At 60.4% G+C, this 24861-nt stretch carries 18 protein-coding genes and 1 pseudogene; 9 read left to right on the top strand and 10 right to left on the bottom strand.

Features of this window, described 5'->3' with window-relative positions; translation table 11 throughout:
* Positions 1–3: 3 nt before the first annotated feature.
* Genes ACEN8R_RS05885 through ACEN8R_RS05865 form a run of 5 tightly spaced genes read right to left on the bottom strand, consistent with a single transcriptional unit; the run spans position 4 to position 4700 of the window.
* Positions 4–1035, bottom strand: a complete 1032-nt coding sequence (locus tag ACEN8R_RS05885) for an ABC transporter ATP-binding protein (protein WP_018925474.1) — start codon at positions 1033–1035, stop codon at positions 4–6.
* Complete coding sequence (locus ACEN8R_RS05880) at positions 1032–1826, bottom strand: ABC transporter permease (protein WP_258612378.1); 795 nt, start codon at positions 1824–1826, stop codon at positions 1032–1034. Before ACEN8R_RS05880 ends, ACEN8R_RS05885 begins: the two co-directional genes overlap by 4 nt.
* Positions 1823–2692 carry an ABC transporter permease gene (locus ACEN8R_RS05875; protein ID WP_018925472.1) on the bottom strand — a complete coding sequence of 290 codons (870 nt, stop codon included), beginning with the start codon at positions 2690–2692 and terminating at the stop codon, positions 1823–1825. The genes ACEN8R_RS05880 and ACEN8R_RS05875 overlap by 4 nt, the downstream gene beginning before the upstream one ends.
* Entirely contained in the window at positions 2693–3697 is a 1005-nt protein-coding gene (locus tag ACEN8R_RS05870; RefSeq protein ID WP_495624628.1) for an ABC transporter substrate-binding protein, read from the bottom strand.
* Positions 3681–4700 (bottom strand): LacI family DNA-binding transcriptional regulator, encoded by a 1020-nt coding sequence (locus ACEN8R_RS05865; RefSeq protein ID WP_064618828.1) that lies wholly within the window; start codon positions 4698–4700, stop codon positions 3681–3683. The genes ACEN8R_RS05870 and ACEN8R_RS05865 overlap by 17 nt, the downstream gene beginning before the upstream one ends.
* A 341-nt stretch (positions 4701–5041) precedes the next feature.
* On the opposite strand from ACEN8R_RS05865, the pseudogene ACEN8R_RS05860 reads away from it, so the two are divergent.
* Together ACEN8R_RS05860 and ACEN8R_RS05855 are read left to right on the top strand one after the other, a co-directional pair.
* Positions 5042–5824: pseudogene (locus tag ACEN8R_RS05860) on the top strand (MCP four helix bundle domain-containing protein); the annotation flags it as partial.
* A complete protein-coding gene (locus ACEN8R_RS05855) occupies positions 5819–6682 on the top strand; it encodes a methyl-accepting chemotaxis protein (protein ID WP_371924316.1) in 864 nt (287 codons plus the stop codon). The pseudogene ACEN8R_RS05860 and the gene ACEN8R_RS05855, both read left to right, overlap by 6 nt.
* 97 nt (positions 6683–6779) lie before the next feature.
* Here the strand turns inward: ACEN8R_RS05855 and ACEN8R_RS05850 are convergent, their stop codons facing one another.
* The 3 genes from ACEN8R_RS05850 to ACEN8R_RS05840 form a co-directional block, all read right to left on the bottom strand.
* The gene (locus tag ACEN8R_RS05850; RefSeq protein ID WP_495624627.1) at positions 6780–10454 is read right to left on the bottom strand and encodes a translocation/assembly module TamB domain-containing protein; all 3675 of its coding nucleotides are present in this window, start codon (positions 10452–10454) and stop codon (positions 6780–6782) included.
* A complete protein-coding gene (locus ACEN8R_RS05845) occupies positions 10451–12178 on the bottom strand; it encodes an autotransporter assembly complex protein TamA (RefSeq protein WP_207238872.1) in 1728 nt (575 codons plus the stop codon). The genes ACEN8R_RS05850 and ACEN8R_RS05845 overlap by 4 nt, the downstream gene beginning before the upstream one ends.
* Positions 12179–12243: 65 nt before the next feature.
* Positions 12244–12894, bottom strand: coding sequence for a GNAT family N-acetyltransferase (locus ACEN8R_RS05840; protein WP_018925466.1), 651 nt, complete (start codon positions 12892–12894; stop codon positions 12244–12246).
* Positions 12895–13138: 244 nt separating this feature from the next.
* On the opposite strand from ACEN8R_RS05840, the gene xthA reads away from it, so the two are divergent.
* On the top strand, positions 13139–13951 hold the full coding sequence (xthA, locus tag ACEN8R_RS05835; RefSeq protein WP_018925465.1) for an exodeoxyribonuclease III: 813 nt from the start codon (positions 13139–13141) through the stop codon (positions 13949–13951).
* A gap of 112 nt (positions 13952–14063) precedes the next feature.
* A complete protein-coding gene (locus ACEN8R_RS05830) occupies positions 14064–15401 on the top strand; it encodes a substrate-binding domain-containing protein (RefSeq protein ID WP_064618836.1) in 1338 nt (445 codons plus the stop codon).
* A 170-nt stretch (positions 15402–15571) separates the two neighbouring features.
* On the opposite strand, the gene ACEN8R_RS05825 is transcribed toward ACEN8R_RS05830, so the two are convergent.
* Positions 15572–16801 carry an acyl-CoA dehydrogenase gene (locus ACEN8R_RS05825; RefSeq protein WP_018925463.1) on the bottom strand — a complete coding sequence of 410 codons (1230 nt, stop codon included), beginning with the start codon at positions 16799–16801 and terminating at the stop codon, positions 15572–15574.
* A 188-nt stretch (positions 16802–16989) separates the two neighbouring features.
* Between ACEN8R_RS05825 and ACEN8R_RS05820 the strand changes: the two genes are divergently transcribed.
* The 3 genes from ACEN8R_RS05820 (at position 16990) to ACEN8R_RS05810 (ending at position 19552) form a co-directional block, all read left to right on the top strand.
* The gene (locus tag ACEN8R_RS05820) at positions 16990–17919 is read left to right on the top strand and encodes a LysR family transcriptional regulator (RefSeq protein WP_018925462.1); all 930 of its coding nucleotides are present in this window, start codon (positions 16990–16992) and stop codon (positions 17917–17919) included.
* A gap of 205 nt (positions 17920–18124) precedes the next feature.
* Positions 18125–18523 carry a MerR family transcriptional regulator gene (locus ACEN8R_RS05815; RefSeq protein WP_007904077.1) on the top strand — a complete coding sequence of 133 codons (399 nt, stop codon included), beginning with the start codon at positions 18125–18127 and terminating at the stop codon, positions 18521–18523.
* Between the two features lie 129 nt (positions 18524–18652).
* Positions 18653–19552, top strand: a complete 900-nt coding sequence (locus ACEN8R_RS05810; RefSeq protein WP_064618838.1) for a hydroxymethylglutaryl-CoA lyase — start codon at positions 18653–18655, stop codon at positions 19550–19552.
* Positions 19553–20163: 611 nt separating this feature from the next.
* Here ACEN8R_RS05810 and ACEN8R_RS05805 read toward each other — a convergent pair.
* Complete coding sequence (locus tag ACEN8R_RS05805; protein WP_495624626.1) at positions 20164–21861, bottom strand: AMP-binding protein; 1698 nt, start codon at positions 21859–21861, stop codon at positions 20164–20166.
* Positions 21862–22072: 211 nt separating this feature from the next.
* Here ACEN8R_RS05805 and ACEN8R_RS05800 point away from each other — a divergent pair, with 211 nt between their 5' ends.
* Together ACEN8R_RS05800 and ACEN8R_RS05795 are read left to right on the top strand one after the other, a co-directional pair.
* A complete protein-coding gene (locus ACEN8R_RS05800; RefSeq protein ID WP_007940933.1) occupies positions 22073–23236 on the top strand; it encodes an isovaleryl-CoA dehydrogenase in 1164 nt (387 codons plus the stop codon).
* 12 nt (positions 23237–23248) lie between these two features.
* The gene (locus ACEN8R_RS05795) at positions 23249–24856 is read left to right on the top strand and encodes a carboxyl transferase domain-containing protein (RefSeq protein ID WP_086945009.1); all 1608 of its coding nucleotides are present in this window, start codon (positions 23249–23251) and stop codon (positions 24854–24856) included.
* Positions 24857–24861: the final 5 nt, after the last annotated feature.

The following is a 24861-nucleotide window of genomic DNA, read 5'->3' as shown; positions in this document are numbered from 1 at the left end:
ACATCACGAATGCAGGGTGAACAACACGTGTGGCTCGATGGCCAGGGCAATCAGCGCGCCAGTGGCATGAATGACGCCGTCAGCGCTGTCGACCAGCAATGGCTGCCCAGCCCCGACGTCCACCAACAGGCGACTTTGCGCCCCCTGGAAAAACTGCCCGACCAGACGACCGCGCACATGCCCGGCACCGTCCATCACCCGCAAATGCTCAGGACGGCAGTACACCGTCGTCGGCACAGGGATCCCCTTCCAGGGCAACTCGCCACCGCTGACCTTCAAGCCATGGGCGGTCGGTTCGATCACCGGGAACGCATTGAGGTTGCCGACGAAACTGGCGACAAACGCGTTGGCGGGTTGCTGATAGATGTCTCGTGGCGTGGCCAGTTGTGCGATGCGTCCGCGCTCCATGACCAGGATCCGGTCCCCCAGCGCCATGGCCTCGCCCTGGTCGTGCGTCACAAACACCGAGGTAATGCGCAAGCTGCGCAGCAGTTGATCCAGCTCGCTGCGCAGCCGTTCGCGCAACTGCGCATCCAGCGCTGCCAACGGCTCATCAAGCAGCAACACCCGAGGCCGGGGGGCCAACGCACGGGCGAGTGCCACCCGCTGACGCTGGCCGCCGGACAACTCGTGAATGCGGCGTTTGCCGTGATCCTGCAGGCCGACCAGTTCCAGTAACTCGGCGCAACGCTTGTTGCGTTCGGCGGGCGACAGGCCTCTTATCTTCAGGCCGTAAACAATATTGCCGGCCACGTCCAGGTTCGGAAACAACGCGTAATTCTGAAACACCATGCCCACGTCGCGGCGCTCGATCGGCAGGCGTGTGACGTCACTGTCGGCAAAGAAAATCTGCCCGACATCCGGGCGTTCAAGGCCGGCGATCATGCGCAACGTGGTGGTTTTACCGCAACCGGACGGGCCAAGGATCGCCAAGGTTTCCCCGGCCTCGATAGTCAGGTTCAAATCATCTACAGCAACGGTGCCGTCAGAGAACGCCTTGCGGCAACCCTGCAGGCGAATAGTGGTTCCAGTCATCGACGCTCTCCACGAGAAAGACGGGCGCTGATGGCTTGCAACGCAATCAGCAGCGGCACGATCATCAACAGAAATATGAGGGTGTAGGCGCTGGCCACTTCCAGCCGCGCCGAGGCATAGCTGTCGGCCAGGCCCACCGGCAAGGTCTTGGTCATCGGTGTGTGGAGCATCCAGGTCAGGTTGAACTCACCCAGCGACAGGGTGACGACCATCAACACTCCGGCCAGTATCCCGGCCCGACAATTGGGCACCACCACACTGAAGAAACGCTTGATCGGCCCGGCACCGAGGCTCGCCGCCGCCTCTTCGAGCGTCGGCAATTGCTGGCGCTGCATCACCGCCATTACTGGGCGCACCAGAAATGGCAAGGTAAACAGCACATGACCCACCAGGATAAACAGCCAATTGCTGCGAAACTCGCCGAATTGCCCGTAGGTCAGCAGCAACGCCAAGGCACTGGCCAAGCCCGGCATGGCCACGGGCAACACCATCAGCTCTTCAAATGCACGGCTGAAGCGGTTGTTCATCCGCACCAGGGCATAAGCCGCCGGCACGCCGATCACGCAAACACACACGGCACAGGCAACCGCCAACCGCAGTGATAACCAGACCGTCGGCGAGTAGCTTTGCCAGACCTGAATCAACCAGTCGAACGTCAGGCCACTGGACACCCCGACGAAGTAATTGCGCGTCAGCCCCGCCAGCAATGACATCAGCACCGGCACCAACATGAAGGCACAGACCAGCAGGGTAAAAACCAGCTGTGCGATAAACAGCGTTGTTCGTTTCACAAAACCGTCCCCGACTGTTTGGCCACGCGCCGTGCCAGCAACAGCACCGCCCAGGTGACTGCTCCGAGGATGACCGACAGCGCAGCGGCCACGGTGAAATTGGCGTAGTTGGTGAACACGTTATAGATGGCCACGGGGGTCACGTTCAGCCGCGTGCCCAAGGTGAACGCAGTGCCGAAAGCGCCCATCGACGTCGCGAAACAAATGGCGCCGCAGGATACCAGCGCGGGGGCCAACCCCGGCACGATCACGTCGCACACCACCCGCCAATGTCCGGCGCCGAGTGAGTGCGCGGCTTCTTCCAGGCTGCGATCCAGGCTTTCACACGCGGCCATCACCGTGAGAATCACCCGCGGAATCGAGAAGTACAGATAACCGATGAACAGCCCCGTCAGCGAGTAAGCGAAAATCCAGCGCTCACCCGCCAGCCCCAGACCGAGCGAGGCGAACAGGCCTTGTCGACCGGCCAGCAGAATCACCAGAAAGCCGACCACCACCCCGGGAAACGCCAGCGGAAACGTCAGCAGCGCAACTAACGCCGAGCGACCGAAGAACTGCTGGCGAGCGAGAAACACCCCGCTGATGCCACCGACCAACAACGCCGCCAGTGTCACCAACGCCGCAAGGAGACAGGTCTGCACCAGGCTGCCAAGGTATTGCGCACTACTGAGCACTTGCCAATAGCCACTGTCGCTGCCCTCGCGCCCCTGCCCACCCAGCACAATCAAATGCGCCAGCGGCAACAGCCAGAACGCGAGCAGAACCGCTGCCGCCGGGGCCAGCGCCCAGGCAGCCGTTGGTCGCAAGCGCTGCAAAACATCGTGGCGGGACGAGACGTCCTGCACGTTGAGCGGCACAGTCGTCACTTACTTGACCTCACTCAGATAGCGCGCAGCAAAGGCTTCCTGCACCGCCGCCATTTTTTCGTAATCGACCACGCCGGCGCGGGCATAGTCACTGTCCGGAAGGAACTGCGCGGCGACGTCGGCCGGCATCTTCATCTCACGAACCGGACGCAGATATGCCTTGGCCCACAACGCCTGCCCCTGGTCGGACAGCACAAAATCCAGGACCTTTTCGGCGTTGGCGCGATGCGGTGCCTTGTCGACCACGCTCATCACGTAAGGCACGCTGATGCTGCCTTCCCTGGGGATCACGAAAGCGACGTTCGCCTTGTCTTTGTAGCGCGCACGGTAAGCGTTGAAGTCGTAGTCGACCAGAATCGGCAGCTCACCGGAAAGCACCCGCGCATACGCGGTTTGTTTCGGCACGATGGGCGCGTTTTTCGCCAGTTTCTGGAAGTAATCAATGGCCGGCGCGAAGTTATCCAGGGTCCCGCCCATCGCCTGATTAATGGCGACCGCGGACACGTAACCGACGAATGCACTGGATGGATCGAGGTAGCCGACCATGCCTTTGTACTCAGGCTTGAGCAGATCAGCCCAGCTCTGCGGCACCGGCAAGCCACCCAGCGCATCGACGTTGACCATGATTCCCAACGTGCCGGAATGAATTGCAAACCAGTGCCCCTGCGGGTCTTTCAACCCCGTCGGAATCTGCTCCCAGCCTTTGGGTTTATAAGTCCCGACGACTCCGGCTTTTTGTGCCTGTAAACCGAATGTCACGCCGTAATACACCACGTCCGCCACCGGCGCGGCGTGCTCGGCAACCAACTGCGCCAGAGCCTGGCCAGAGTTTTTATTGTCCAGCGGTACCTGCACACCTGTGGTGTCGGCAATGGCCTTGAGTTGAGTGCCCCAATCTGCCCATTCCGGTGGACAGTTGTAGCAAATCGCCGTTTCAGCGGCCTGGGCCAGGCTGGCCACACCGCACAGCCATAACGCAGCCAGGGTTTTAGTGAAGCGGGTCATCGAGTTTCTCCTCGTAGGGTTGAGTACTTTCGCCTGGCCGGACATGGCAAGGCAGGCAATGGGAAACCGGGGCAGCGCCAGCAATTTGTGCCAGCAATTGGTCAATGACCGTGCTGGCCAGCGTTGCAATTGGCTGCACCACGCTGCACAGCGTGGGGTGCATTTGCGTGCCCAGGGCGATACCGTCGAAACCGATCACTGACAGCTGCCCAGGCACATTCCAGCCGTGTCGGCGCAGTTCGGCGATCAGGCTGATCGCCAGCAAATCGTTGGAACAAACCAACGCGCTGGGCGCCTGTGGTCCGGACAAAAAAGGTTCAAGGGCGGCGAAATCGGCTTGGGTATGGGCGGGCATTTCGATCACCGGCAAGCTGTCGAGGCCGTGCTCACGCATCGCGTCGCCATAACCGGCGTAACGCAGACGGGCACGGTCAGACTGCAAGGCCGGGCCGGCGACCATGCCAATGCGCCGATGCCCAGCGTCCAGCAAATAGCGCGTGGCCAGTGCCATCCCGGCGCGGTTGTCGACCGACACCGCGCTGTAATCGGGATTGCTCGGTTGGTGATAAGCCAGCACAAACGGCGTGTCCTCGCTGGCGAGGCTTTGCAGCACGCGGTTGCTTTCGGCATCGGTAACGGTCAGCACCAGCCCGTCAACCCGCTGGCGCAACAACTCCTCGACCACCGCGCTTTCACGCTCGCTGTTGTAATCGGTGGTCGCCAGCAACAAATTGTAGCCACGCAAACGCGCGGCCCGCTCCATTGCCTGGAATTGCTCGGCGAACACCGGATTGAGGAGATTGGGGACCACCACCCCGATCAGGTTGGTGGTTTGCAAACGCAGTTGACGGCCGAGGCGATTGGGCCGAAAACCCAGTTCGCGGGCAGCGGCGAACACTTGCTCGCGGGTCGCCGGACGCACCACTTCAGGGGAGGCGAAGGTCCGCGCGGCAGTCGCCCGCGATACACCTGCCAGTCGTGCAACTTCTTTCAAATCAGTCATTGTCGCTCGCTTGAGATCGATCTCATTCGCGAGAACATTACTCAGCGAACATGGCGTTCATGCGATTAAAAGATGACATTTTGATGTCAATCGCGGCATCCGATTACGCCCCACCCGCTCAACGGATTTGAGCACAGGCGCACCTGTCAGACCTTCAGCGATCCCGCAGAAATAGACTGGGTGTGTTTCCTCCCCCCCACGTCCAGAGTCCGTGATGTCTTGCTCTGGGCTACGAGCGAAAAAATGATAAATGTTCTAGTTAGTTAATTATTGCGATGCCATTATGGTGGCGATTAATCCCCACTGATCAAACCCATACAAACTCCAACCGAGTTCACTGAATGAACATCCTGAGCCGCTCTAAATTCTCGACCAAACTGCTGACAGCGTTTGTTTTCTGCGCCTTGATTACTCTACTCGTAGGCGCCGGTAGCATCCTGAGCATTAATCGGTTGTCCACGGCGCTGGCGTTGACCTTTTCTGACAACCTCGTGTCAGTGGGCAAAATCGGGGAAACCCTGAGCAGCCTCACCGCGCACAACCGTGGGATGTATCGTCTGCTTGATGGGCAAAGAGGCGTGTTACCGGACAGCGAAAATCACCGCCTGCACGAAGCGCTGGTGACTGATTTGAACACTGCAAAAAATGCCTACGCCAGCTACCGTGCGACGCCACTGCAGGACGATGAGCGCGCGGCGGGTGACAAACTGGACCTGGTCTGGCCGACCTACATCAGCACATCACAAAAGATTGTCGAACTGATAGACGCCAAAAATCTGGACCAGGCCGCCGTCATCCTCAACGGCACCAATAACATCGCGTTCAGTGAAGCGCGAAGCCTGATACGGGCGATGGTTGATTCCAACAACCGACAGATAGGCGAAGGCGCTGCTGAGGCGGAAGCGTTGCACCGCACCGCCATACTGTCGTTGACGACCGGGATCATCATTGCGTTCGTCCTGGCAATCGCCCTTGGCGTCTTCATCACCCGCATGATCACACGTCCATTGGCGCTGGCCGTGTCTTACGCACAGGAGATTGCAGGTGGGGACCTCACCCGAGCCATCAGCGGCAACAGCCACGACGAAGCAGGCCAGTTGCTCAATGCCATTTCTGCGATGCAAGGGGGCCTGAAGCGTACCCTCACACAAATCGCCAACGCATCGGATCAACTGGCCTCAGCCGCCGAAGAACTGTCAGCTGTGACCGAAGAAAGCACACGCGGGTTAACCCGTCAGAATGATGAAATCCAGCAGGCTGCCACGGCGGTCAACGAGATGACCGCTGCGGTTGAAGAAGTAGCACGTAACGCCGTCACTACTTCACAAGCCTCAAGCAGCGCCAGTAGCGACGCCATTAACGGTCAGTCACAAGTCAAACAGACCGTGACAGGCATCACCCACATGGTGGCCGAAATCACCGATTCCAACCAGGCAGTGACCGAACTGGCCGGCAATGTCCGGGAGATCAGCAAGGTGCTGGACGTGATTCGCAGCATTGCCGAACAGACCAATCTGCTGGCCTTGAATGCCGCTATCGAAGCGGCCCGTGCGGGAGAGCAAGGTCGTGGTTTTGCCGTGGTGGCCGACGAAGTTCGTGCCTTGGCCCATCGCACCCAGGCCTCCACCGTGGAAATCGAAGGCATGATCAGCACTGTGCAACGCGGGGCCGACGGGGCCGTGAACGCCATGGGCAAGAGCCTGGCACTGGCCACTCAAACCCAGGACCTGGCGCAGGACGCCGGTTCGGCGTTGCAGAAGATTACGGACGGCGTTTCGATCATCAACGAACGCAATCTGGTGATTGCCTCCGCCTCCGAAGAGCAGGCCCAGGTCGCACGGGAAGTGGACCGTAACCTGACGAACATCCAAGACCTGTCGACCCAGAGTACCGCGGGGGCCAATCAGACGGCGGCCGCTAGCCAGGAGCTGTCTCGCCTGGCCGGTTCGTTCAGCACCTTGGTCGCCCAGTTCAAACTCTGAGCGCCGCCGCCCCACTCCCGCAAGGACCACACCGGACCGTGTGGGGCGGACCTGCTTACGACGGGAGCGACCCGGTCTATCTGAAAGGATCGAGGTGTTAGAAATCCCGTTTGTAGAAGATGTCCAGCGAACTGGCCACGCCGCTGGCGGCTTCGAGGTAGACTTTTTTGCTCAGCTTGTAACGCAAGGCGATGGTGTTGGCCGGTTCAAACACGCCTACGCCATAACGCAGGCTGAGCTTCTCGGAGATGTTGCCGCTGGCCACCACACTGGTGGTATTGCCGCTGCCTTGGGTATCGAGCTGGAAGTCCTGAATGCCCAGATCCTTGGCCAACCCGCTAGTGACCCCGGAGCTGCCCATCAAACCCAAGCCGAGGGCGGCCTGGGCGAGCATGTTGTTGTCTTCACCGGTGGTACTCAGCGGACGCCCCAGCACCAGGTAGGACAACGCCTGCTCCTGACTCATCGCCGGCTCGGAAAAAATCTGCGTGGTCGGCTGTTCGGCACTGCCGCTCAAGCGAATGCCGGCAATCACGTCGTCGGTCTGGCGAATCGCTTCGATGTCCAGGTACGGCTGATCGATGGGACCGGCAAACAGCAATCGGGCCCGACGCACCGTCAGCCGCTGGCCGTAGGCGCGATAACGCCCGTCGTTGAGCCAGAGCTCGCCGCGTGTGTCCATGTTGTCGCCGATGTGCACATGACCTTGCAGGTTGGCGGTCAGGCCAAACCCGGCAAAGCTGAGTTTGTCTTCCCCGACCACCACGTCGATGTCCATCGCCATGGCCATCGGCGGCTTGCCCTCTTCGGTCTGCTGACCGACGATCACCGTGTCATCGGAGACCTTGACCGTCGACGGCGGCAGCTCACGCACGGTGATTTCGCCCTTGGGCACCAGCACTTTGCCGACGATTGCGAGTTTGTCGTCCTTCATGGAGATTTTCAGGTCCGGCGCGACTTCCAGCGCGGCGTAGGGTTCGACGGTGACCGGCAACTGCGAGCCCTTGAGCGCCAGATCCACGACCAGTGCCTGGCCCCAGGCGATGTTGCCATTGAGGCTGCCCTGCCCGGCCTTGCCGCTTTTCCAGCCGCCGTTCAGCTGTACGGTTTCGCCGGCAATCACCGCTTGCAGTTGCAGGGCCTGGAGCGCCATCGGCAGTTCCGGCCCGGAGATTTCACCGTCGCGCAGCTCAAGGTTGCCGTTGACCAGCGGCGCCAGCAACCCGCCAGACAGCGTGCCGCTGCCGTTCAAATGCCCGGTGAGTTTCTCGACCATCGGCACAAACGGCCGCGCCACCGACAAATCCAGGCCATTGAGGCGGAATGAGCCGGTCAGCGGTTTGTTCTTCGGCAACGGGTTGATCTGCGCCTGCAGCATCAACTCACCAAGCTTGCCACCGACAAAGTTGAGGTCGGTGTCGATGCGTTTTGGCGTGAGTTTGCTGGTGAGTTTCAGGGTCTGGTAGGGGAAATCCAGCCACTGATCCTTTTCCTTCATGCGCAACGTGCCGCCGTTGGCATCGACGCTGATCTGGCCGTTCGGGCCGCTGGCCGGCAAGTCCAGTTGCAGGTCGGCGTTGAGCCGGCCCTGCCAGGCAAAATCCTTCGGCAGCCATTGCGCCAGGCTGTCGATCGGGAACTGCTTGAGGTGGTAACGCAGCTTTGGCTCCGGCATCAAGCGCTGGTCTTCGCCACACAGGCTGGCCGGGCCGGACATCCAGCAATGGGCACCGAAGTTGATTTTGCCGTCCGCCAGCCGTTCGAGTCTGGCCGGGTTTTGCAGCTTCCAGTCCTGACCACCGGCCTGGATATCGCCACTGACCAGACGCCCGCGCCAGTTACCTTTATCCAACGCGCCATCGAGACCGAGCGCCAGTTTCAGTTTCGGTCCTTGCAGGTCGAGGGTCAGCTTCTGGTTTTTGATGTCGCCCTGGCCGCTGGCGGTCAAGGTGCCCAGTGACGTGTCGCCGGTCTGGATGCCACTGCCCTTGAGGTCGATCTTCGCCCGTTGGGCACTGTCGAGGGCGGCATCCAGATTGAGGCTTTGCAGGCGGTTGTCTTCGAAAACCAGTTGCGTGCCTTGCAGGGCGAGCTTGCCTTGCGGTGCCTTGAGCGTGCCGGCGACATTGACCCGACCATTGAGCTGGCCGCGCAGTTGCGGCCAGAGTTGGGCCAGGCGCGGCATTTTGATGTCGATCTGGCCGGCGAGTTTCTGTTGCAGGCTGCCTTGGCCGTTGATGCTGTTGTCACCCAGGCGAATCTGCAACGCGCTGAGGTTCCATTGCTCGCCGCCGCCATCAGCCTTGGCTTGCAACACCGCCGGCTGCCCGTGCAGTTTGCCTTTCAGGTCCAGGTCGGCGGTCAGGCTGAGCCTTTCATTCTTCATCTCGCCTTTGCTGCGTAACGGACCCGCCAAGGTACCCGGCAACTCCGCGAGCCAGTACGCCGGGTTGATCGCCGAGAGGTCCAGCGCGGTATCCCAGGCGATGCCGTCGGCAAATTGCAGGTTCAGGTGCCCTTCGGCCTTGCCCTGCCCGGCTTCGAGCTTGAATTGCGGCAGATGGATTTGGCTCAGGTCGCCGCTGAACGGGCTGTTCAGGCTGAACGCCCCGGCCGGGCCATCCAGTGCGGCCTTGAAGTTACCGATGTAGTTGCCGTCGGTGTAGGAGACTTCACCGTTGAAGCTGCGCAGTGCCACTTGCGGCTCATCGATCAGCGGATAGAGGCGGTGCCAGGGGAAATCCAGCCAGTCGATTTTCGCTTCGGCACTGAAGCCTTTGCTCCAGTCCAGTTGCCCGGTGAGCTTGAGGCTTTGTTTGTCATTGGCGGTCAGGTCGAGACCCGCGATTTGCGCGCCCTTGGCGTCAACCTTGCCTTGCAGCGACAACGCGACCGGGCCAAGTTCGGCGGGCAACGTGGCTTTGCCGAGCAACTGGTAGCCGTTTTTCAGGTCGCCGTCGCCGGTGAGCTCCAGTTGATTGAGTTGCAGGGTGTCCGGCAGCTCGGCGCGGGCCTTGAAGCCGTCAGCGGTGATACGCACTTTTGCCGGCAAGTTTTCCACCAGCGGCTGCAATTCGCCGGTCAACTGCCCGTTCAGGTAACCGCTGCTGTCGGCTTTCAGGTTCAGGGTTTTCAGCAGATCGCCGTCGACCTTCAACACCAGCGCCCAGGGTTCGGTGCCCGGCGCCGGCAAGGTCAGTTTGCCTTCGGCGGTCAGCGGCCAGTTGCCGCTCGGTTGCAACAGGCCAGACAGGTTCAGGCTCAGTTCATCCCGCTGCAAGTGCACCGAGTCGATCTGCAAACCCTGTTCGGTCCAGTGCACCGCCAGTTGCAGGCCTTTGAGCTCTTCACTGCCATTGAACAGCAGACGGCCGACCTTGACGTCACCCAACTCAATGGCCAGCGGCAATTTCAAGTCTGGAAGGCTGATCGGCCCGCTGCTTTGCTCTTCTGCGCCTGGCGGAAATTGCAGGCTGACCTGCTCGGCCTGCAATTGCTCGATGCACAGCGTCATGCGCGTCAGGCACAGTGGCGACCAGGCGAAAATCGCCTGGTTCAGCTCAACCCGGCTGTTGTCCTGCTGCCACAGCAGATGGTCGGCGCTCCACTGTCCACCCAAACGGCCCTGGAAATTCTCCACGGTCAAACCCGGCACAAACCCGAGCGCCCAGCGACTGCCCGTCGCCGTACCCAGCACGATGATCAAGGCCAGCACGACCAGCATCAGCAGCGCCGGGATCGCCAGCAGCGCTATTTTCAAACCACGCTTCACAGCTCAGGCCCCATGGAAAAGTGCAGTCGAATGCCGCCGTCGTCGTCCATCGCGTGGGCCAGGTCGAGGCGAATCGGCCCTACCGGCGAAACCCAGCGCACGCCAATACCGACGCCGGTCTTCAGGTTCGGCAGTTCGAGGGTGTTGAAGGAGTTGCCCTGATCGATGAAGGTTGCGACCCGCCACTTTTCGGCGATGGAGTATTGATACTCGACGCTGCCGGCCACCATGTAACGGCCACCGATACGGTCGCCATCGGAGTTCTCCGGGGACAGGCTCTGGTAGTCGTAACCGCGCACGCTCTGATCGCCACCGGCGAAGAAGCGCAGAGACGGCGGCACCGATTTGTAACCGTTGGTGGCGCTGCCGCCGACCTGCACCCGACCGAGGAAGCGGTGTTTATCGAAGACCGTGGTCAGGCCTTTGACCAATGCCGTGCCATACACCAGGTTGGTGTCCGAACCCAATCCTTCCTTGGCGACCTTGGTTTCGAATTGCAGGCGATAGCCATTATGCGGATCGATGCGGTTGTCGCTTTTCAGGTACGAATAGCTCACGCCGGGCATCAACAAGGTACTGAGCCCCGAGTCGTCACCGAGTGTGTATTCCTCGCGTTGCCATTTAAGCGACACCACCCGCTGCCAGCCGCTGGGCAACTTGCTGTGCCATTCGGGGCCGAGGGTCAGCAATTTGCTGCGGGAGTCGGTGCCAGCGATATCTTCATATTGATAGCCAGCGGCCCAGCGCAGTTTGTCGGTCAACGGTGGGTCCAGGGGAATGTCGTAAAACACCCCGACGTTCTGCCGCGGTGCCGACAGTTCGGCTTCCCAGCCATAGCTGTCGCCTTGCGGGTTGACCCAGTGCCGGGTCCAGTTGGCCTTGATTCGCGGGCCGACGTCGGTGGAAAACCCCAGACCCAAGCCCATGGTCCGAGGCTTGCGGGTGTCGAGTTTGACCGCCACCGGGATCACGTCGTCCTTGGAGGCCGTTGGCGCCGCGTCGACGCGCACGCCTTCGAAATAACCGCTCGATTGCAGCGCCTGATTGAGTTCGGCGATGAGTTCCGAGTCATAGGGCGTACCGGCCTTGAACGGCACCATGCGTTGCAGCAGGTCTTCGTCGAACGGCGTGTCGCCTTCAAAACTGACTTTGCCCAGCGCATAACGCGGGCCGCTGTCGTAGATCAATTCGATGTCGGCGACGCCCGCGCGCGGGTCCACCAGCAGCTTCTGGCGAGTGAAGCGCCCACTGAAGAAGCCGAAACGCGAGGCCTGGTTCTGGATCAGCCGCTTGGCGTCTTCGTAACGGCCATGGTTAAGCACCGCGCCTGGCATTAGCAGGTCGCTTTTGGGCACACGAAAGGATTTGAGCGAGGCGGCAGGACCGTCGACACGTATCGTGACGTTACGCAAATGGATCGGCTCGCCGGGATCGATGTTCAGCACCAGGCGCGGCGTCTTGCCGCCCTTCACGTCGCTGTCGATTTGCGGCTGGTAATACCCCAAGGCCTGGGCGGCCTTGCGCGCCTGTTCTTCGGCGCCGCGACTGAAGCGCAGCAAGGCTTCTTCATCGCGATCGCCGAGGCTACCGATATAGCCCTCTATATTGGCCTTCAGTTCATCGTTGGACGGTTTGATCCGCACATCCAATTCACTTTGCGCCAGCGCCGCGCAGCTGGATAACAGCATCAACAGGCCGCTGGTGATTCTTCCTGGAACATTCATAGGCGCGGATGCTATCACGAGCTTGGGAGCCTGATAGAGCCGGACTTGTCCCATAAGTTCGGCGATTACGCTGTTGCTGTTTGTAACACCTGCGGGTTGGCGTGGAAAAACACGTGCTCACGAATCGGTCCTACGGCCACTTCGCCGATTTCCTCATAGCCCTGACGCTTATAGAACTCCAGATAGCGAGGATTCCCGGTGTCGAGGATCACGCCTTGGGAGTGCTCATCGACTGCGCACCAGTTGTGCACCGCTTGCAGCAACTGTTCGCCAAAGTGCTTGCCCTGGAATTGCGGGTGAACCCCCAGCAATGGCAGGACGTGCACCGAGTCGGACGGCACGCACGCCATCACGGCGGCGTGGTAATCGAGGTAGCGTCGGGTACAGCGAAACCCGGTGCTGAGCACCATCCGCAGGCGCCAGGCCCAGCTTTCGGTGATGCCCAGGCGGCGTTGCGGCGGCGCGATCAGGGCGATGCCGATCAAGCGGTCATTCACCAGCAGGCCGATGGCCGGCAAATCCTGCAGAAAGTGCTGTTTGATCAGTTCGCGCACCGTCGCCCGGACTCGCTGTTCATAACCGGGGCGTTCGGCTTCGAACAGGTAGCCGAACGTCGGCTCGTGCCGGTACGCCTGGTACAACAGGGAACGCGCTTCGCGGGAATAGCCGCTGTCGAGCATGTGAATATCGGCGATGGCGGTCGAGGTTTCGGGCATAACGGCGGATCTCCCTGGGGCACAGCTCAGATGGCTGCGCTCTTCTTGGTACGAGCCTTGGGGTGGCTTCACAGTTCCCCAGACAGGTATAGACCAAGCGAGGAGCTTCATCGACCGGACTTGCCCGCGAAGAGGCCGGATCTGCCAACACATCTCTGACAGGACACAACGAATCCCCTCATCCCAAAGCTGGCCCCATTCCTACATGTCAGCTAGCATCGCACTTTTGCCAGGACTGCCGACCATGAAGATCGTCTCCTTCAACATCAACGGGCTGCGCGCTCGCCCGCATCAGCTGGCGGCGCTGATCGAAAAGCATCAGCCGGACGTGATCGGGTTGCAGGAAACCAAGGTCCACGACGACCAGTTTCCCCTGGCCGAGGTGCAGGCGCTGGGGTATCACGTGTATTTCCACGGCCAGAAGAGTCACTACGGCGTGGCCCTGCTCTCGCGCCAGGAGCCGATTGCGCTGCACAAAGGTTTCGCCACTGATGAAGAAGACGCTCAACGGCGCTTTATCTGGGGCACGTTCGCCGACGCCAATGGCGTGCCGGTGACCATCATGAACGGCTATTTCCCACAGGGCGAAAGCCGCGATCACCCCACCAAGTTCCCGGCCAAGGAACGTTTCTACAGCGATTTGCAGCAATTGCTGGAAAGCCAGTTCAGCAACGACCAGCCGATCGTGGTGATGGGCGATGTGAACATTTCCCCGGAAGACTGCGACATCGGCATTGGCCCGGATAACATGAAACGCTGGCTGAAAACCGGCAAATGCAGCTTCCTGCCCGAAGAACGCGAATGGATGGCACGCCTGAAGAACTGGGGTCTGGTGGACAGTTTCCGTCACCTGAACCCGGAGGTTGCCGACCGTTTCAGCTGGTTCGACTACCGCAGCCGCGGTTTTGAAGATGAGCCCAAGCGCGGGCTGCGAATTGACCTGATCATGGCGTCCAACGGGTTGTTGCCTCGGGTCAAGGACGCAGGCGTGGATTACGAACTGCGCGCAATGGAAAAGCCTTCAGATCACGCGCCGATCTGGCTTGAGTTGAGCTGATAACGTTTTGCTGATCGTTCCCACGCTCCGCGTGGGAATAATCACTGTCATCGTTCAGAAACCTTACTGACTTATTCTCCCGGCACTTTCTTTGGCTTATTAAGGTGCCGGCATGTCCCTGCGCGTGTTGTTCCTGCTGCTCGGCGCCGTGCTGCCGTTGACAGTATCGGCCGGCGATCTGCCGACGCCCGAACGCGGCCCGGTGCTGCGCATCCAGGGTTCCAACACCATTGGCGCGGCGTTGGGGCCGGCGCTGGTCGAGGGGTTGATGCATGAACAGGGCCTGCTCAAGGTGCACCGCGAAGCCCCGGACAAAGCCAACGAACAACGCATCGTCGGCGAAACCGCTCAGGGCCGCCGAGTCGAGGTGGAAGTCGCGGCCCACGGTTCCAGCACCGGGTTCAAAGCCCTGAAAATCGCCTCCGCCGATCTTGCGGCCTCGTCACGGCCGATCAAGGACAGCGAACGACTGGATCTCGAACCGCTGGGCGACCTGAAAAGCCCGGTTGCCGAACAAGTCATCGCCATCGACGGGCTGGCCATCATCCTTCATCCGCACAATCCGCTGAAGCAGCTCAACACCGAGCAATTGGCACGAATCTTCAGCGGCGAGACGAAAACCTGGGAAGAACTCGGCGGCACCGGTGGGACAATTCATCTCTACGCGCGGGATGACCAATCGGGCACCTACGACACGTTCAAGGAGTTGGTCCTCAGCCCGCGTGGGAAAATGCTGAGCGGCAACGCGAAACGCTTCGAATCCAGTGAGCAATTGTCCGACGCGGTGAGTCTGGACCCGCAAGCCATCGGCTTCATCGGTTTGCCTTATGTGCGCCAGGCCAAGGCCGTGGCCATTGTCGATGGCGACTCCCAGGCCATGCTGCCGCTCAATAGCCTGATCACGACGGAAGATTACCCGCTGTCCCGTCGGCTGTTCTTTTACCTGCCGCCGAACGGGAAAAATCCCTGGGCCAAGGCGCTGGTGAAGTTCGCCCAGAGCAGCAATGGCCAGGCGATTGTTGCGGCCAATGGTTTTATCGCGCAAACCGTTCAGGCCATGGCCGTCACACCGAATGCGCTGATGCCCGAGGGTTATCAGGCACTCAGTCGGCATGCCCAGCGGCTGACGGTGAATTTTCGTTTCGAAGAAGGCAGCGCGACGCTGGACAACAAGGCCCGCCAGGACCTGTCGCGGGTGCTCGACTATATAAGGCAGCACGACAAAGCCAATCGGCAGGTGACGCTGGTAGGGTTTGGCGATGCCAAGAGCGACCCCGCGCGGGCCGACCTGCTGTCGAAACTGCGGGCCATGGCGGTGCGGCGAGAACTGGTGAAAAGCGGCGTGGTGTTTCGCGAAATTCGCGGTTTTGGCGCCGAGATGCCGGTGGCGGCCAACAGCGGGGATGAAGGGCGGATCAAGAATCGGCGGGTTGAGGTTTGGGTGTATTGAAGTAAGCACCAAACATTGTGGCTTGGGGGCCTACTGTGGCGAGGGGGCTTGCCCCCGTTGGACTGCGAAGCGGGCCTCAAACCGGCCACCGCATTTTTCCTGGAAAGACGCGGTGTACAATTTACGACTGCTGCGCAGCCGAACGGGGGCAAGCCCCCTCGCCACAGGTCTCAGTGCCCCCTGCGCATCATTTCCTTAGGCACATACTTGCCGATCTCGAACTTGCCAATCGCCGCGCGGTGCACTTCGTCCGGGCCGTCGGCCAGGCGCAGGGTGCGTTGCATGGCATACATGTAGGCCAGCGGGAAATCGTTGGACACCCCTGCCCCGCCATGGATCTGGATCGCCCGGTCGATCACCCGCAACGCCACGTTCGGTGCAACCACTTTGATCTGCGCGATCTCGCTCTTCGCCACTTTGTTGCCGACGGTGTCCATCATGTACGCCGCTTTCAACGTCAGCAGTCGCGCCATGTCGATCTCCATCCGCGAGTCGGCGATTTTGTCAATGTTGCCGCCCAGACGCGCCAGAGGTTTACCGAATGCAGTGCGGTTGACCGCCCGTTTGCACATCAGCTCCAGCGCACGTTCAGCCATGCCGATCGAACGCATGCAGTGGTGAATCCGGCCCGGGCCGAGGCGACCCTGGGCGATTTCGAAGCCGCGTCCTTCGCCCAGCAGGACGTTTTCGTACGGCACCCGGACGTTCTCGAATAGCACTTCGGCGTGGCCGTGAGGCGCGTCGTCGTAACCGAACACCGGCAGCGGACGCACAATCTTCACGCCCGGCGTATCCACCGGCACCAGAATCATCGAGTGCTGAGCGTGGCGTGGTGCATCCGGATTGCTCAGGCCCATGAAGATCAGGATCTTGCAGCGCGGATCGCAGGCCCCTGAAGTCCACCATTTCTTGCCGTTGATCACCCACTCATCGCCATCACGCACGGCACGGGCAGCCATGTTGGTGGCGTCGGACGAGGCCACGTCCGGCTCGGTCATGGCGAACGCCGAGCGGATCTCGCCGCGCAACAGCGGTTCGAGCCAGCGTTGCTTCTGCTCTTCGTTGGCGTAACGCACCAGCACTTCCATGTTGCCGGTGTCGGGCGCCGAGCAGTTGAACGGCTCAGGGCCCAGCAATGAGCGACCCATGATTTCCGCCAATGGCGCGTATTCGAGGTTGGTCAGGCCGGCACCCAGTTCAGACTCAGGCAGAAACAAATTCCACAGGCCTTCGGCCTTGGCCTTGAGTTTGAGTTCTTCCATGATCGCCGTCGGCTGCCAGCGATCGCCCTCGGCGACCTGGCGTTCGAACACCGCTTCGGCGGGGTAAACGTAGGTGTCCATGAACGCAGTCACGCGCTCACGCAGTTCCTGGACCTTGGGCGAATAAGCGAAATCCATGGCAGCTCTACCTTTTAATCAGGGGTTCAGAGGAGTTGTTCAGGTCATGCAATCGATGCTAGAACAGCTACGAAAATTTACCTAACCTATTCTCGGCGTGTATTAACATTCATCACCGATATATGATCGGCTGATTGCCAAGGCCCTCGGGTCCGATCAAGACGCCCCTGATAACAAGAGTGCAGCGCATGAATCTGAGCAAGGTCGACCTCAACCTTTTCATCGTCTTCGACGCGATCTACACCGAAGCCAACCTGACCCGCGCCGGGCAGATCGTCGGCATTACTCAACCGGCGGTGTCGAACGCTCTGGCCCGCCTGCGCGAAACCTTCAACGACCCGCTTTTCGTGCGCACCGCCCAGGGCATGGTGCCCACACCGATGGCGCAGAACATCATCGGCCCCGTGCGTAACGCCCTCTCCCTGCTGCGGGTGTCGGTGCAGGAAAGCCGCATCTTCAACCCGTTGCAGGCGGTCAAGACCTACCGCATCAGCATGACCGACCTCACCGAAGCGGTGATCCTCCCGCCATTGTTCCAGCGCCTGCGCCGCCTGGCGCCGACGGTGATCATCGAAAGTTTCCTGTCCAAACGCCGCGAAACCACCAAGGAACTGGCGGCCGGGCGCCTGGATTTCGCGGTGGATGCGCCGCTCAACACCGACCCGCAGGTGCGCCACGTCAAGTTGATGGAAGACCGTTATGTGTGCGCCATGCGCAAGGGCCATCCGCTGGCGGGCAAAGAGAAATTCACCCTCGACGATTACCTGTCCCTGACCCACATCCATATTTCCAGCCGCCGCAGCGGCCTGGGCTATGTCGACCTGGCCCTGGGCAAAATGGGCATCCAGCGCAAGATCGCCCTGCGCTCCCAGCATTACCTGATGGCGTCCCAGGTGTTACAGCAGACCGACATGGTCATGACCGTGCCGGAACGCTTCGCCCGTCGCCATGATTTGTACTCGGTGAACCTGCCGGTCAAAGAAGTTCCGCCGGTGGAAACCCACCTCTACTGGCACGAAAGCACCGACCAGGACCCGGCCAACCGCTGGATGCGCGAGCAGATGATCGAGTTGTGCCAGCAGGTCACGGCGCACGAGAAGAAGCTGGATACGGTGTAGGACGTTAATCCGCGTCATCGTTCTTCGCGGGCAAGCCTCGCTCCTACAAGGTTAGCGTCGAACCACGATTAAATGATCGACACCAAACCTGTAGGAGCGAGGCTTGCCCGCGAAGAGGCCCGTCACTACACAGACAATTCATGCCCCTTGACGTAAACGTCAACCTGACATTAGCTTAGCGCCATGACCTTTTTCGAGCGCTTCCATGAGCAGCCAGACCTATAGCATTTCCGACCTCGCCCGCGAGCTCGACATCACCACCCGGGCCATTCGCTTCTATGAAGAGCAGGGCCTGCTCAGCCCCGAGCGTCGCGGTCAGGAACGCATTTATTCGCCCCGTGACAAGGTCAGCCTGAAGCTGATCCTGCGGGGCAAGCGCATTGGTTTTTCCCTGGCCGAATGCCGCGAGCTGATCGAGCTCTATGACCCCTCCAGCGGTAACACCAAGCAATTGCACAGCATGCTGGCGAAAATTGCCGAGCGTCGGGAACAACTCGAGCAGCAACTGCTGGACATCGAACAGATGAAGCTGGAACTCGACACAGCCGAGGAGCGCTGCACCCAGGCGCTGGAGCAAACGATCAAGAGCCAGCAGCTCGTGTAGGAGCTGAGCTTGCTCGCGAAAGCGGTATGTCCTTCAACATGAATGTCGACTGACCTGACGCTTTCGCGAGCAAGCTCAGCTCCTACAGGGCTCTGTGAACATTCATACAATCTCAACAGGTCGATTCCCATGTCCCTCCCCACCCACGTACGCCTGGTCGAAGTCGGCCCCCGCGACGGTCTGCAAAACGAAGCCCAACCCATCAGCGTCGCGGACAAGGTGCAACTGGTCGATGCGCTCACCGCCGCTGGCCTCGGCTATATAGAAGTCGGCAGTTTCGTCTCGCCCAAATGGGTGCCGCAAATGGCCGGTTCCGCCGAGGTCTTCGCGCAGATCCAGCGCAAACCAGGGGTGACCTATGGCGCCCTCGCCCCCAACCTGCGGGGCTTTGAAGACGCTATCGCCGCCGGGGTCAAGGAAGTCGCGGTGTTCGCCGCAGCGTCCGAAGCGTTCTCCCAGCGCAATATCAATTGCTCGATCAGCGAGAGCCTGGAGCGCTTCGTGCCGATCATGGACGCCGCCAAACAACACGGCGTCAGCGTGCGCGGTTACGTGTCTTGTGTGCTGGGCTGCCCTTATGAGGGTGATGTCAAGCCTGCACAAGTCGCCCGGGTCGCTCGCGAGCTCTATGCGATGGGCTGCTACGAGGTTTCGCTGGGAGACACCATCGGCACCGGTACCGCTGGCGCGACCCGCAAGATGTTTGAAGTGGTTTCGGCCGACGTGCCACGGAAAAAACTGGCCGGGCACTTCCACGACACCTATGGCCAGGCCATGGCCAATATCTACGCCAGCCTGCTGGAAGGCATTTCGGTATTCGACAGCTCCATTGCCGGCCTTGGCGGCTGCCCGTACGCCAAGGGCGCCAGCGGTAACGTCGCCACCGAAGACGTGGTTTACCTGCTCAACGGCCTGGGCATCGAGACCGGGATCGACCTGGACGCCTTGATTCGCGCCGGCCAGCAGATTTGCGCGGTGCTGGGGCGCCCTACCGGTTCTCGCGTGGCCAAGGCTCGCAGCGCACAGTGACAGTGTGGATGTGTCCGGGTGTTACCGCGTGTTCTGGCACGTGGGGCGGAAACGAGTAACACGGAAACAAATTGTCAGGTTTGGTACGGGTGAAAAATCTCACAAAAAATCAAATCATTGATTTTAAAGGACTTTTCAAAGTTGGCATGGCTTCTGCTATCTCTATGGCATAACAAGAATAAAAAGCTGCAAACCAATAAAAATAAGACGTAACGACTCTGACATAACAAGAACAACACGGCAGAGACGCAGCTAACAGATTTTTTTGGAGAAGGTGTGCTTTTCAGGGTGCTTTTCGGAGTAACCCGCAACCGGGCAGAGAATAATAAAACTACCTTCAGGTAGCTCCCGAACTGGTTGGATCGCTTGGCGAAAAAGTAGATCAGCGCTCAAAAAAATACGTTTGCTCTTGATCCCGGATGGGGATCGACAAAAACAGCGGTAAAGGGCCACGGTTGCCAAAAACAACAACAGACCGCCCCTCAATAATAAAAAAAGAGCACGTAACGACAAAATTAAAGGGGAGCTTCGGCTCCCCTTTGTGCTTTCTTGTCTTTCTATTTTTCTCGACCCACATGTGGAAGCAGGCTCGCCCCCACACTGGTTATGTGTCAGGCGTTTTTGCTGCGCAGCTCCTCGATGCTGATCTCGCGCATCCGAAACTTCTGGATCTTGCCGGTCACGGTCATCGGAAACTCCTCGACGAACTTGAAGTAACGCGGCGTCTTGAAGTGCGCGATACGCTCCTTGCACCAGGCTTGCAGTTCCTGCTCGGTAGCGCTGTGGCCGGGATGGAATTTGATCCAGGCGACAATCTCTTCGCCATACCGGGAGCAAGGAATGCCGATCACCTGCACATCGGCAACCGCCGGGTGGGTGAAGAAGAACTCTTCAAGTTCGCGCGGGTAAATATTCTCACCGCCGCGAATGATCATGTCCTTGTTACGCCCGGCGATGCACACGTAACCCTCTTCGTTCATGCTCGCCAGATCGCCGGTGTGCATCCAGCCAGCGTCATCGATAGCCTCGGCGGTGGCTTGCGGGTTCTTCCAGTAGCCGAGCATCACGCTGTAACCCCGAGTGCACAGCTCGCCAATGGTGCCGCGTGGCACCAGATTGCCCGCCTCGTCGATGATCTTGCTTTCCAGTTGCGGCTGGGTGCGGCCGACCGTGGTGACGCGCAATTCCAGGTCGTCCGACGGACCGGTCTGCAAAGACACGGGGCTGGTTTCCGTCATACCGTAGGCAATCTGCACTTCGCTCATGTGCATTTCGCCGATAACCCGACGCATCACCTCGATCGGACACGTCGCCCCGGCCATGATCCCGGTGCGCAGGCTCGACAAATCAAATTCGGCGCGCTTGGGCTGATCGAGCATGGCGATGAACATGGTCGGCACGCCATAAAGCGCGGTGGCTTTTTCTTCGGCGACGGAGGTCAGGGTCAACAGCGGATCGAAGGCATCGTTGGGGTAAATCATGGTGCTGCCGTGGGTGACGCAGCCGAGGTTGCCCATGACCATGCCGAAGCAGTGATACAGCGGCACCGGAATCACCAGCCGATCACGGGCAGTCAGGCCGAGGCTTTCGCCGACCATGTAACCGTTGTTGAGAATGTTGTAGTGGCTGAGGGTCGCGCCCTTGGGGAAACCGGTGGTGCCGGAGGTGTACTGGATGTTCACCGCCTGGTCGAAATGCAGGCTGTCCTGGCGTTCGTGCAATTGCTCGATCGACACACTGGCTGCCAGATCGGCCAATTGCGACCACGGCAGGAAACCCGAGGGTGGCTGCGCATCCAGGCTGATGACCCCACGCAGTTCCGGCAGGCGTTCGCTCTGCAAGCGGCCGATGGATTGCTCCGCCAATTCCGGTACCAACCCTTGCAGCATGCCGTGATAGTCGGAGGTCTTGAAGGCCCCGGCGCAAACCAGCCATTGGCAGCCGGATTGCTTCAATACGTATTCGAGTTCCGAACTGCGATAAGCCGGGTTGATGTTGACCAGGATCACGCCGATTTTCGCACTGGCGAACTGGCTGATGCACCACTGGGCGCAGTTCGGGGCCCAGATGCCGAGCCGGTCACCGGTTTGCAAACCCAGCGCCAGGAATGCTCTGGCGTGCAGATCAACAGCATCCGACAGCTGCTGCCAGGTGTAACGCAGCTGTTGGTGGCGCACGACCAGCGCCTCCCCGTTCGGGTATTGCGCGACGGTGTTATCAAACGCCTGGCCGATGGTCATCGCCAGCAAGGCTTTGTCCTGGGAACCACGGGTATAGCTGCGCTGCGGGCTTGCACTGGGTTGATCCATGACGACCCCTATTGTCTTTATTGTAGGAGCGAGGCTTGTGTGGCAAGCCACATAAGGCGACGCAGGTCTTTCAGAACTGGCTCTACTCTCGCTCAAGTTGACGTTAACGTAAAGGGTGATTGACAGCCATTCGTCACAGGCTTACGTTAACGTAAAGGTGAGAGCTGAATCACTGCCCTCCCCACCCTACAAAAAAGCCAAAAGGTGCCCCATGAGCTACCCATCCCTGAACTTTGCCCTCGGTGAAACCATCGACATGCTGCGCGATCAGGTTCAGTCCTTCGTCGCCAAAGAGATCGCCCCGCGCGCCGCTCAGATCGACATCGACAACCTGTTCCCGGCCGACCTGTGGCGTAAATTCGGCGACATGGGCCTGCTGGGCATCACCGTGCCGGAAGAGTACGGCGGCGCGGGCCTGGGTTATCTGGCGCACGTGGTCGCCATGGAAGAAATCAGCCGCGGTTCGGCGTCGGTCGCCCTGTCCTACGGCGCGCACTCCAACCTCTGCGTCAACCAGATCAACCGCAACGGCACTCATGAACAGAAAAGCAAATACCTGCCGAAACTGATCAGCGGCGAGCACATCGGTGCCCTGGCCATGAGCGAGCCGAACGCCGGTTCCGACGTGGTCTCGATGAAGCTGCGCGCCGACAAACGCGGCGATCACTACGTACTCAACGGCAGCAAGACCTGGATCACCAACGGCCCTGACGCCAACACCTACGTGATCTACGCCAAGACCGACCTGGAAAAAGGCCCGCATGGCATCACCGCGTTCATCGTCGAGCGCGACTGGAAAGGTTTCAGCCGCAGCAACAAATTCGACAAGCTCGGCATGCGTGGCTCGAACACCTGCGAGCTGTTCTTCGATGACGTCGAAGTGCCGGAAGAAAACATCCTCGGCGTACTCAATGGCGGCGTGAAAGTGCTGATGAGCGGCCTCGACTACGAGCGCGTGGTGCTTTCCGGTGGCCCGACCGGGATCATGCAGGCCTGCATGGACCTGATCGTGCCGTACATCCATGACCGCAAACAGTTCGGCCAGAGCATCGGCGAATTCCAGCTGATCCAGGGCAAAGTCGCCGACATGTACACCCAACTCAATGCCAGCCGCGCTTACCTGTATGCCGTGGCCCAGGCCTGCGAACGTGGCGAAACCACTCGCAAGGACGCCGCCGGGGTGATCCTCTACAGTGCCGAGCGCGCCACGCAAATGGCCCTCGACGCGATCCAGATTCTCGGCGGCAACGGCTACATCAACGAATTCCCGGCCGGTCGTCTGCTGCGTGACGCCAAGCTGTATGAAATCGGCGCCGGCACCAGTGAGATCCGTCGCATGCTGATCGGTCGCGAACTGTTCAACGAAACCCGCTAAACGGAGCTGTCCATGGCTATCCTGCATACCCAGCTCAACCCCCGTTCGGCGGAGTTCGCGGCTAACAGCGCGGCGATGCTCAAACAGGTCGACGCCCTGCACACCCTGCTCGCGCAAGTGCAGCAAGGTGGTGGCCCGAAGGCGCAAGAACGTCACACCTCGCGGGGCAAACTGCTGCCCCGTGAGCGGATCAATCGCCTGCTCGATCCGGGTTCGCCGTTTCTCGAGATCAGCCAACTGGCGGCCTACGCGGTGTACGGCGAAGACGTTCCCGCCGCTGGCGTGATTGCCGGGATCGGCCGGGTGGAAGGCGTCGAATGCATGATCGTCGCCAACGATGCCACCGTGAAAGGTGGCTCGTACTACCCGCTGACCGTTAAAAAACACCTGCGTGCGCAAACCATCGCCCAGCAGAATCGCCTGCCGTGCATTTATCTGGTGGACTCCGGTGGAGCCAACCTGCCGCGTCAGGATGAAGTGTTCCCGGACCGCGAACACTTCGGGCGGATCTTCTTCAACCAGGCCAACATGAGCGCCATGGGCATTCCGCAAATTGCGGTGGTCATGGGCTCTTGCACCGCCGGGGGCGCCTACGTTCCGGCGATGGCCGACGAGGCGATCATGGTTCGTCAGCAGGCCACCATCTTCCTCGCTGGCCCACCGCTGGTGAAAGCCGCGACCGGTGAAGTGGTCAGCGCCGAAGACCTCGGCGGGGCCGATGTGCACTGCAAGATTTCCGGGGTCGCCGACCACTACGCCGAAAGCGATGAACATGCCCTGGCATTGGCCCGGCGCAGCGTGGCCAACCTCAACTGGCGCAAGCTCGGCGAACTGCAACAACGTACGCCGATCGCGCCGCTGTATAGCAGCGACGAGTTGTACGGCGTGGTCTCGGCCGACGCCAAGCAACCGTTCGATGTGCGCGAAGTGATCTCACGACTGGTGGACGGCTCGGCGTTCGATGAGTTCAAGGCGCTGTTCGGGACGACGTTGGTGTGCGGCTTCGCCCACCTGCACGGCTACCCGATCGCGATCCTCGCCAACAACGGCATCCTCTTCGCCGAGGCCGCACAGAAAGGCGCGCATTTCATCGAACTGGCCTGCCAGCGCGGCATTCCGTTGCTGTTTCTGCAGAACATCACCGGGTTCATGGTCGGCCAGAAATACGAGGCCGGCGGCATCGCCAAGCACGGCGCGAAATTGGTGACCGCCGTGGCTTGTGCCAAGGTGCCGAAATTCACCGTGATCATCGGCGGCAGCTTCGGCGCCGGTAACTACGGCATGTGTGGCCGGGCCTACGATCCACGCTTCCTGTGGATGTGGCCGAACGCGCGAATCGGCGTGATGGGCGCCGAACAGGCGGCGGGTGTGCTGGTGCAGGTCAAGCGCGAGCAAACCGAGCGCAGCGGGCATCGTTTCAGCGCCGAGCAGGAAGCCGAGATCAAGCAACCGATCCTCGATCAGTACGAAGAACAGGGGCACCCCTACTACTCCAGCGCCCGGCTGTGGGACGACGGCGTCATTGACCCGGCGCAGACCCGCGACGTGTTGGCCCTGGCCTTGTCGGCGTCGCTGAACGCACCCATCGAACCGAGCCGCTTCGGCGTGTTCCGGATGTGATCTGG

This window comes from Pseudomonas sp. Pseusp15 (assembly GCF_059492165.1).
The sequence above is the reverse complement of the archived record's forward strand: the minus strand, read 5'-3'. Positions and strand labels throughout refer to the sequence as shown.

Coding starts and splice junctions, on each gene's coding strand:
- ACEN8R_RS05885 (WP_018925474.1), bottom strand. CDS start 1,035: ATGACTGGAACCACTATTCGCCTGCAGGGTTGCCGCAAGGCGTTCTCT.
- ACEN8R_RS05870 (WP_495624628.1), bottom strand. CDS start 3,697: ATGACCCGCTTCACTAAAACCCTGGCTGCGTTATGGCTGTGCGGTGTG.
- ACEN8R_RS05865 (WP_064618828.1), bottom strand. CDS start 4,700: ATGACTGATTTGAAAGAAGTTGCACGACTGGCAGGTGTATCGCGGGCG.
- ACEN8R_RS05855 (WP_371924316.1), top strand. CDS start 5,819: ATGCAAGGGGGCCTGAAGCGTACCCTCACACAAATCGCCAACGCATCG.
- ACEN8R_RS05845 (WP_207238872.1), bottom strand. CDS start 12,178: ATGAATGTTCCAGGAAGAATCACCAGCGGCCTGTTGATGCTGTTATCC.
- ACEN8R_RS05840 (WP_018925466.1), bottom strand. CDS start 12,894: ATGCCCGAAACCTCGACCGCCATCGCCGATATTCACATGCTCGACAGC.
- xthA (WP_018925465.1), top strand. CDS start 13,139: ATGAAGATCGTCTCCTTCAACATCAACGGGCTGCGCGCTCGCCCGCAT.
- ACEN8R_RS05830 (WP_064618836.1), top strand. CDS start 14,064: ATGTCCCTGCGCGTGTTGTTCCTGCTGCTCGGCGCCGTGCTGCCGTTG.
- ACEN8R_RS05825 (WP_018925463.1), bottom strand. CDS start 16,801: ATGGATTTCGCTTATTCGCCCAAGGTCCAGGAACTGCGTGAGCGCGTG.
- ACEN8R_RS05820 (WP_018925462.1), top strand. CDS start 16,990: ATGAATCTGAGCAAGGTCGACCTCAACCTTTTCATCGTCTTCGACGCG.
- ACEN8R_RS05815 (WP_007904077.1), top strand. CDS start 18,125: ATGAGCAGCCAGACCTATAGCATTTCCGACCTCGCCCGCGAGCTCGAC.
- ACEN8R_RS05810 (WP_064618838.1), top strand. CDS start 18,653: ATGTCCCTCCCCACCCACGTACGCCTGGTCGAAGTCGGCCCCCGCGAC.
- ACEN8R_RS05805 (WP_495624626.1), bottom strand. CDS start 21,861: ATGGATCAACCCAGTGCAAGCCCGCAGCGCAGCTATACCCGTGGTTCC.
- ACEN8R_RS05800 (WP_007940933.1), top strand. CDS start 22,073: ATGAGCTACCCATCCCTGAACTTTGCCCTCGGTGAAACCATCGACATG.
- ACEN8R_RS05795 (WP_086945009.1), top strand. CDS start 23,249: ATGGCTATCCTGCATACCCAGCTCAACCCCCGTTCGGCGGAGTTCGCG.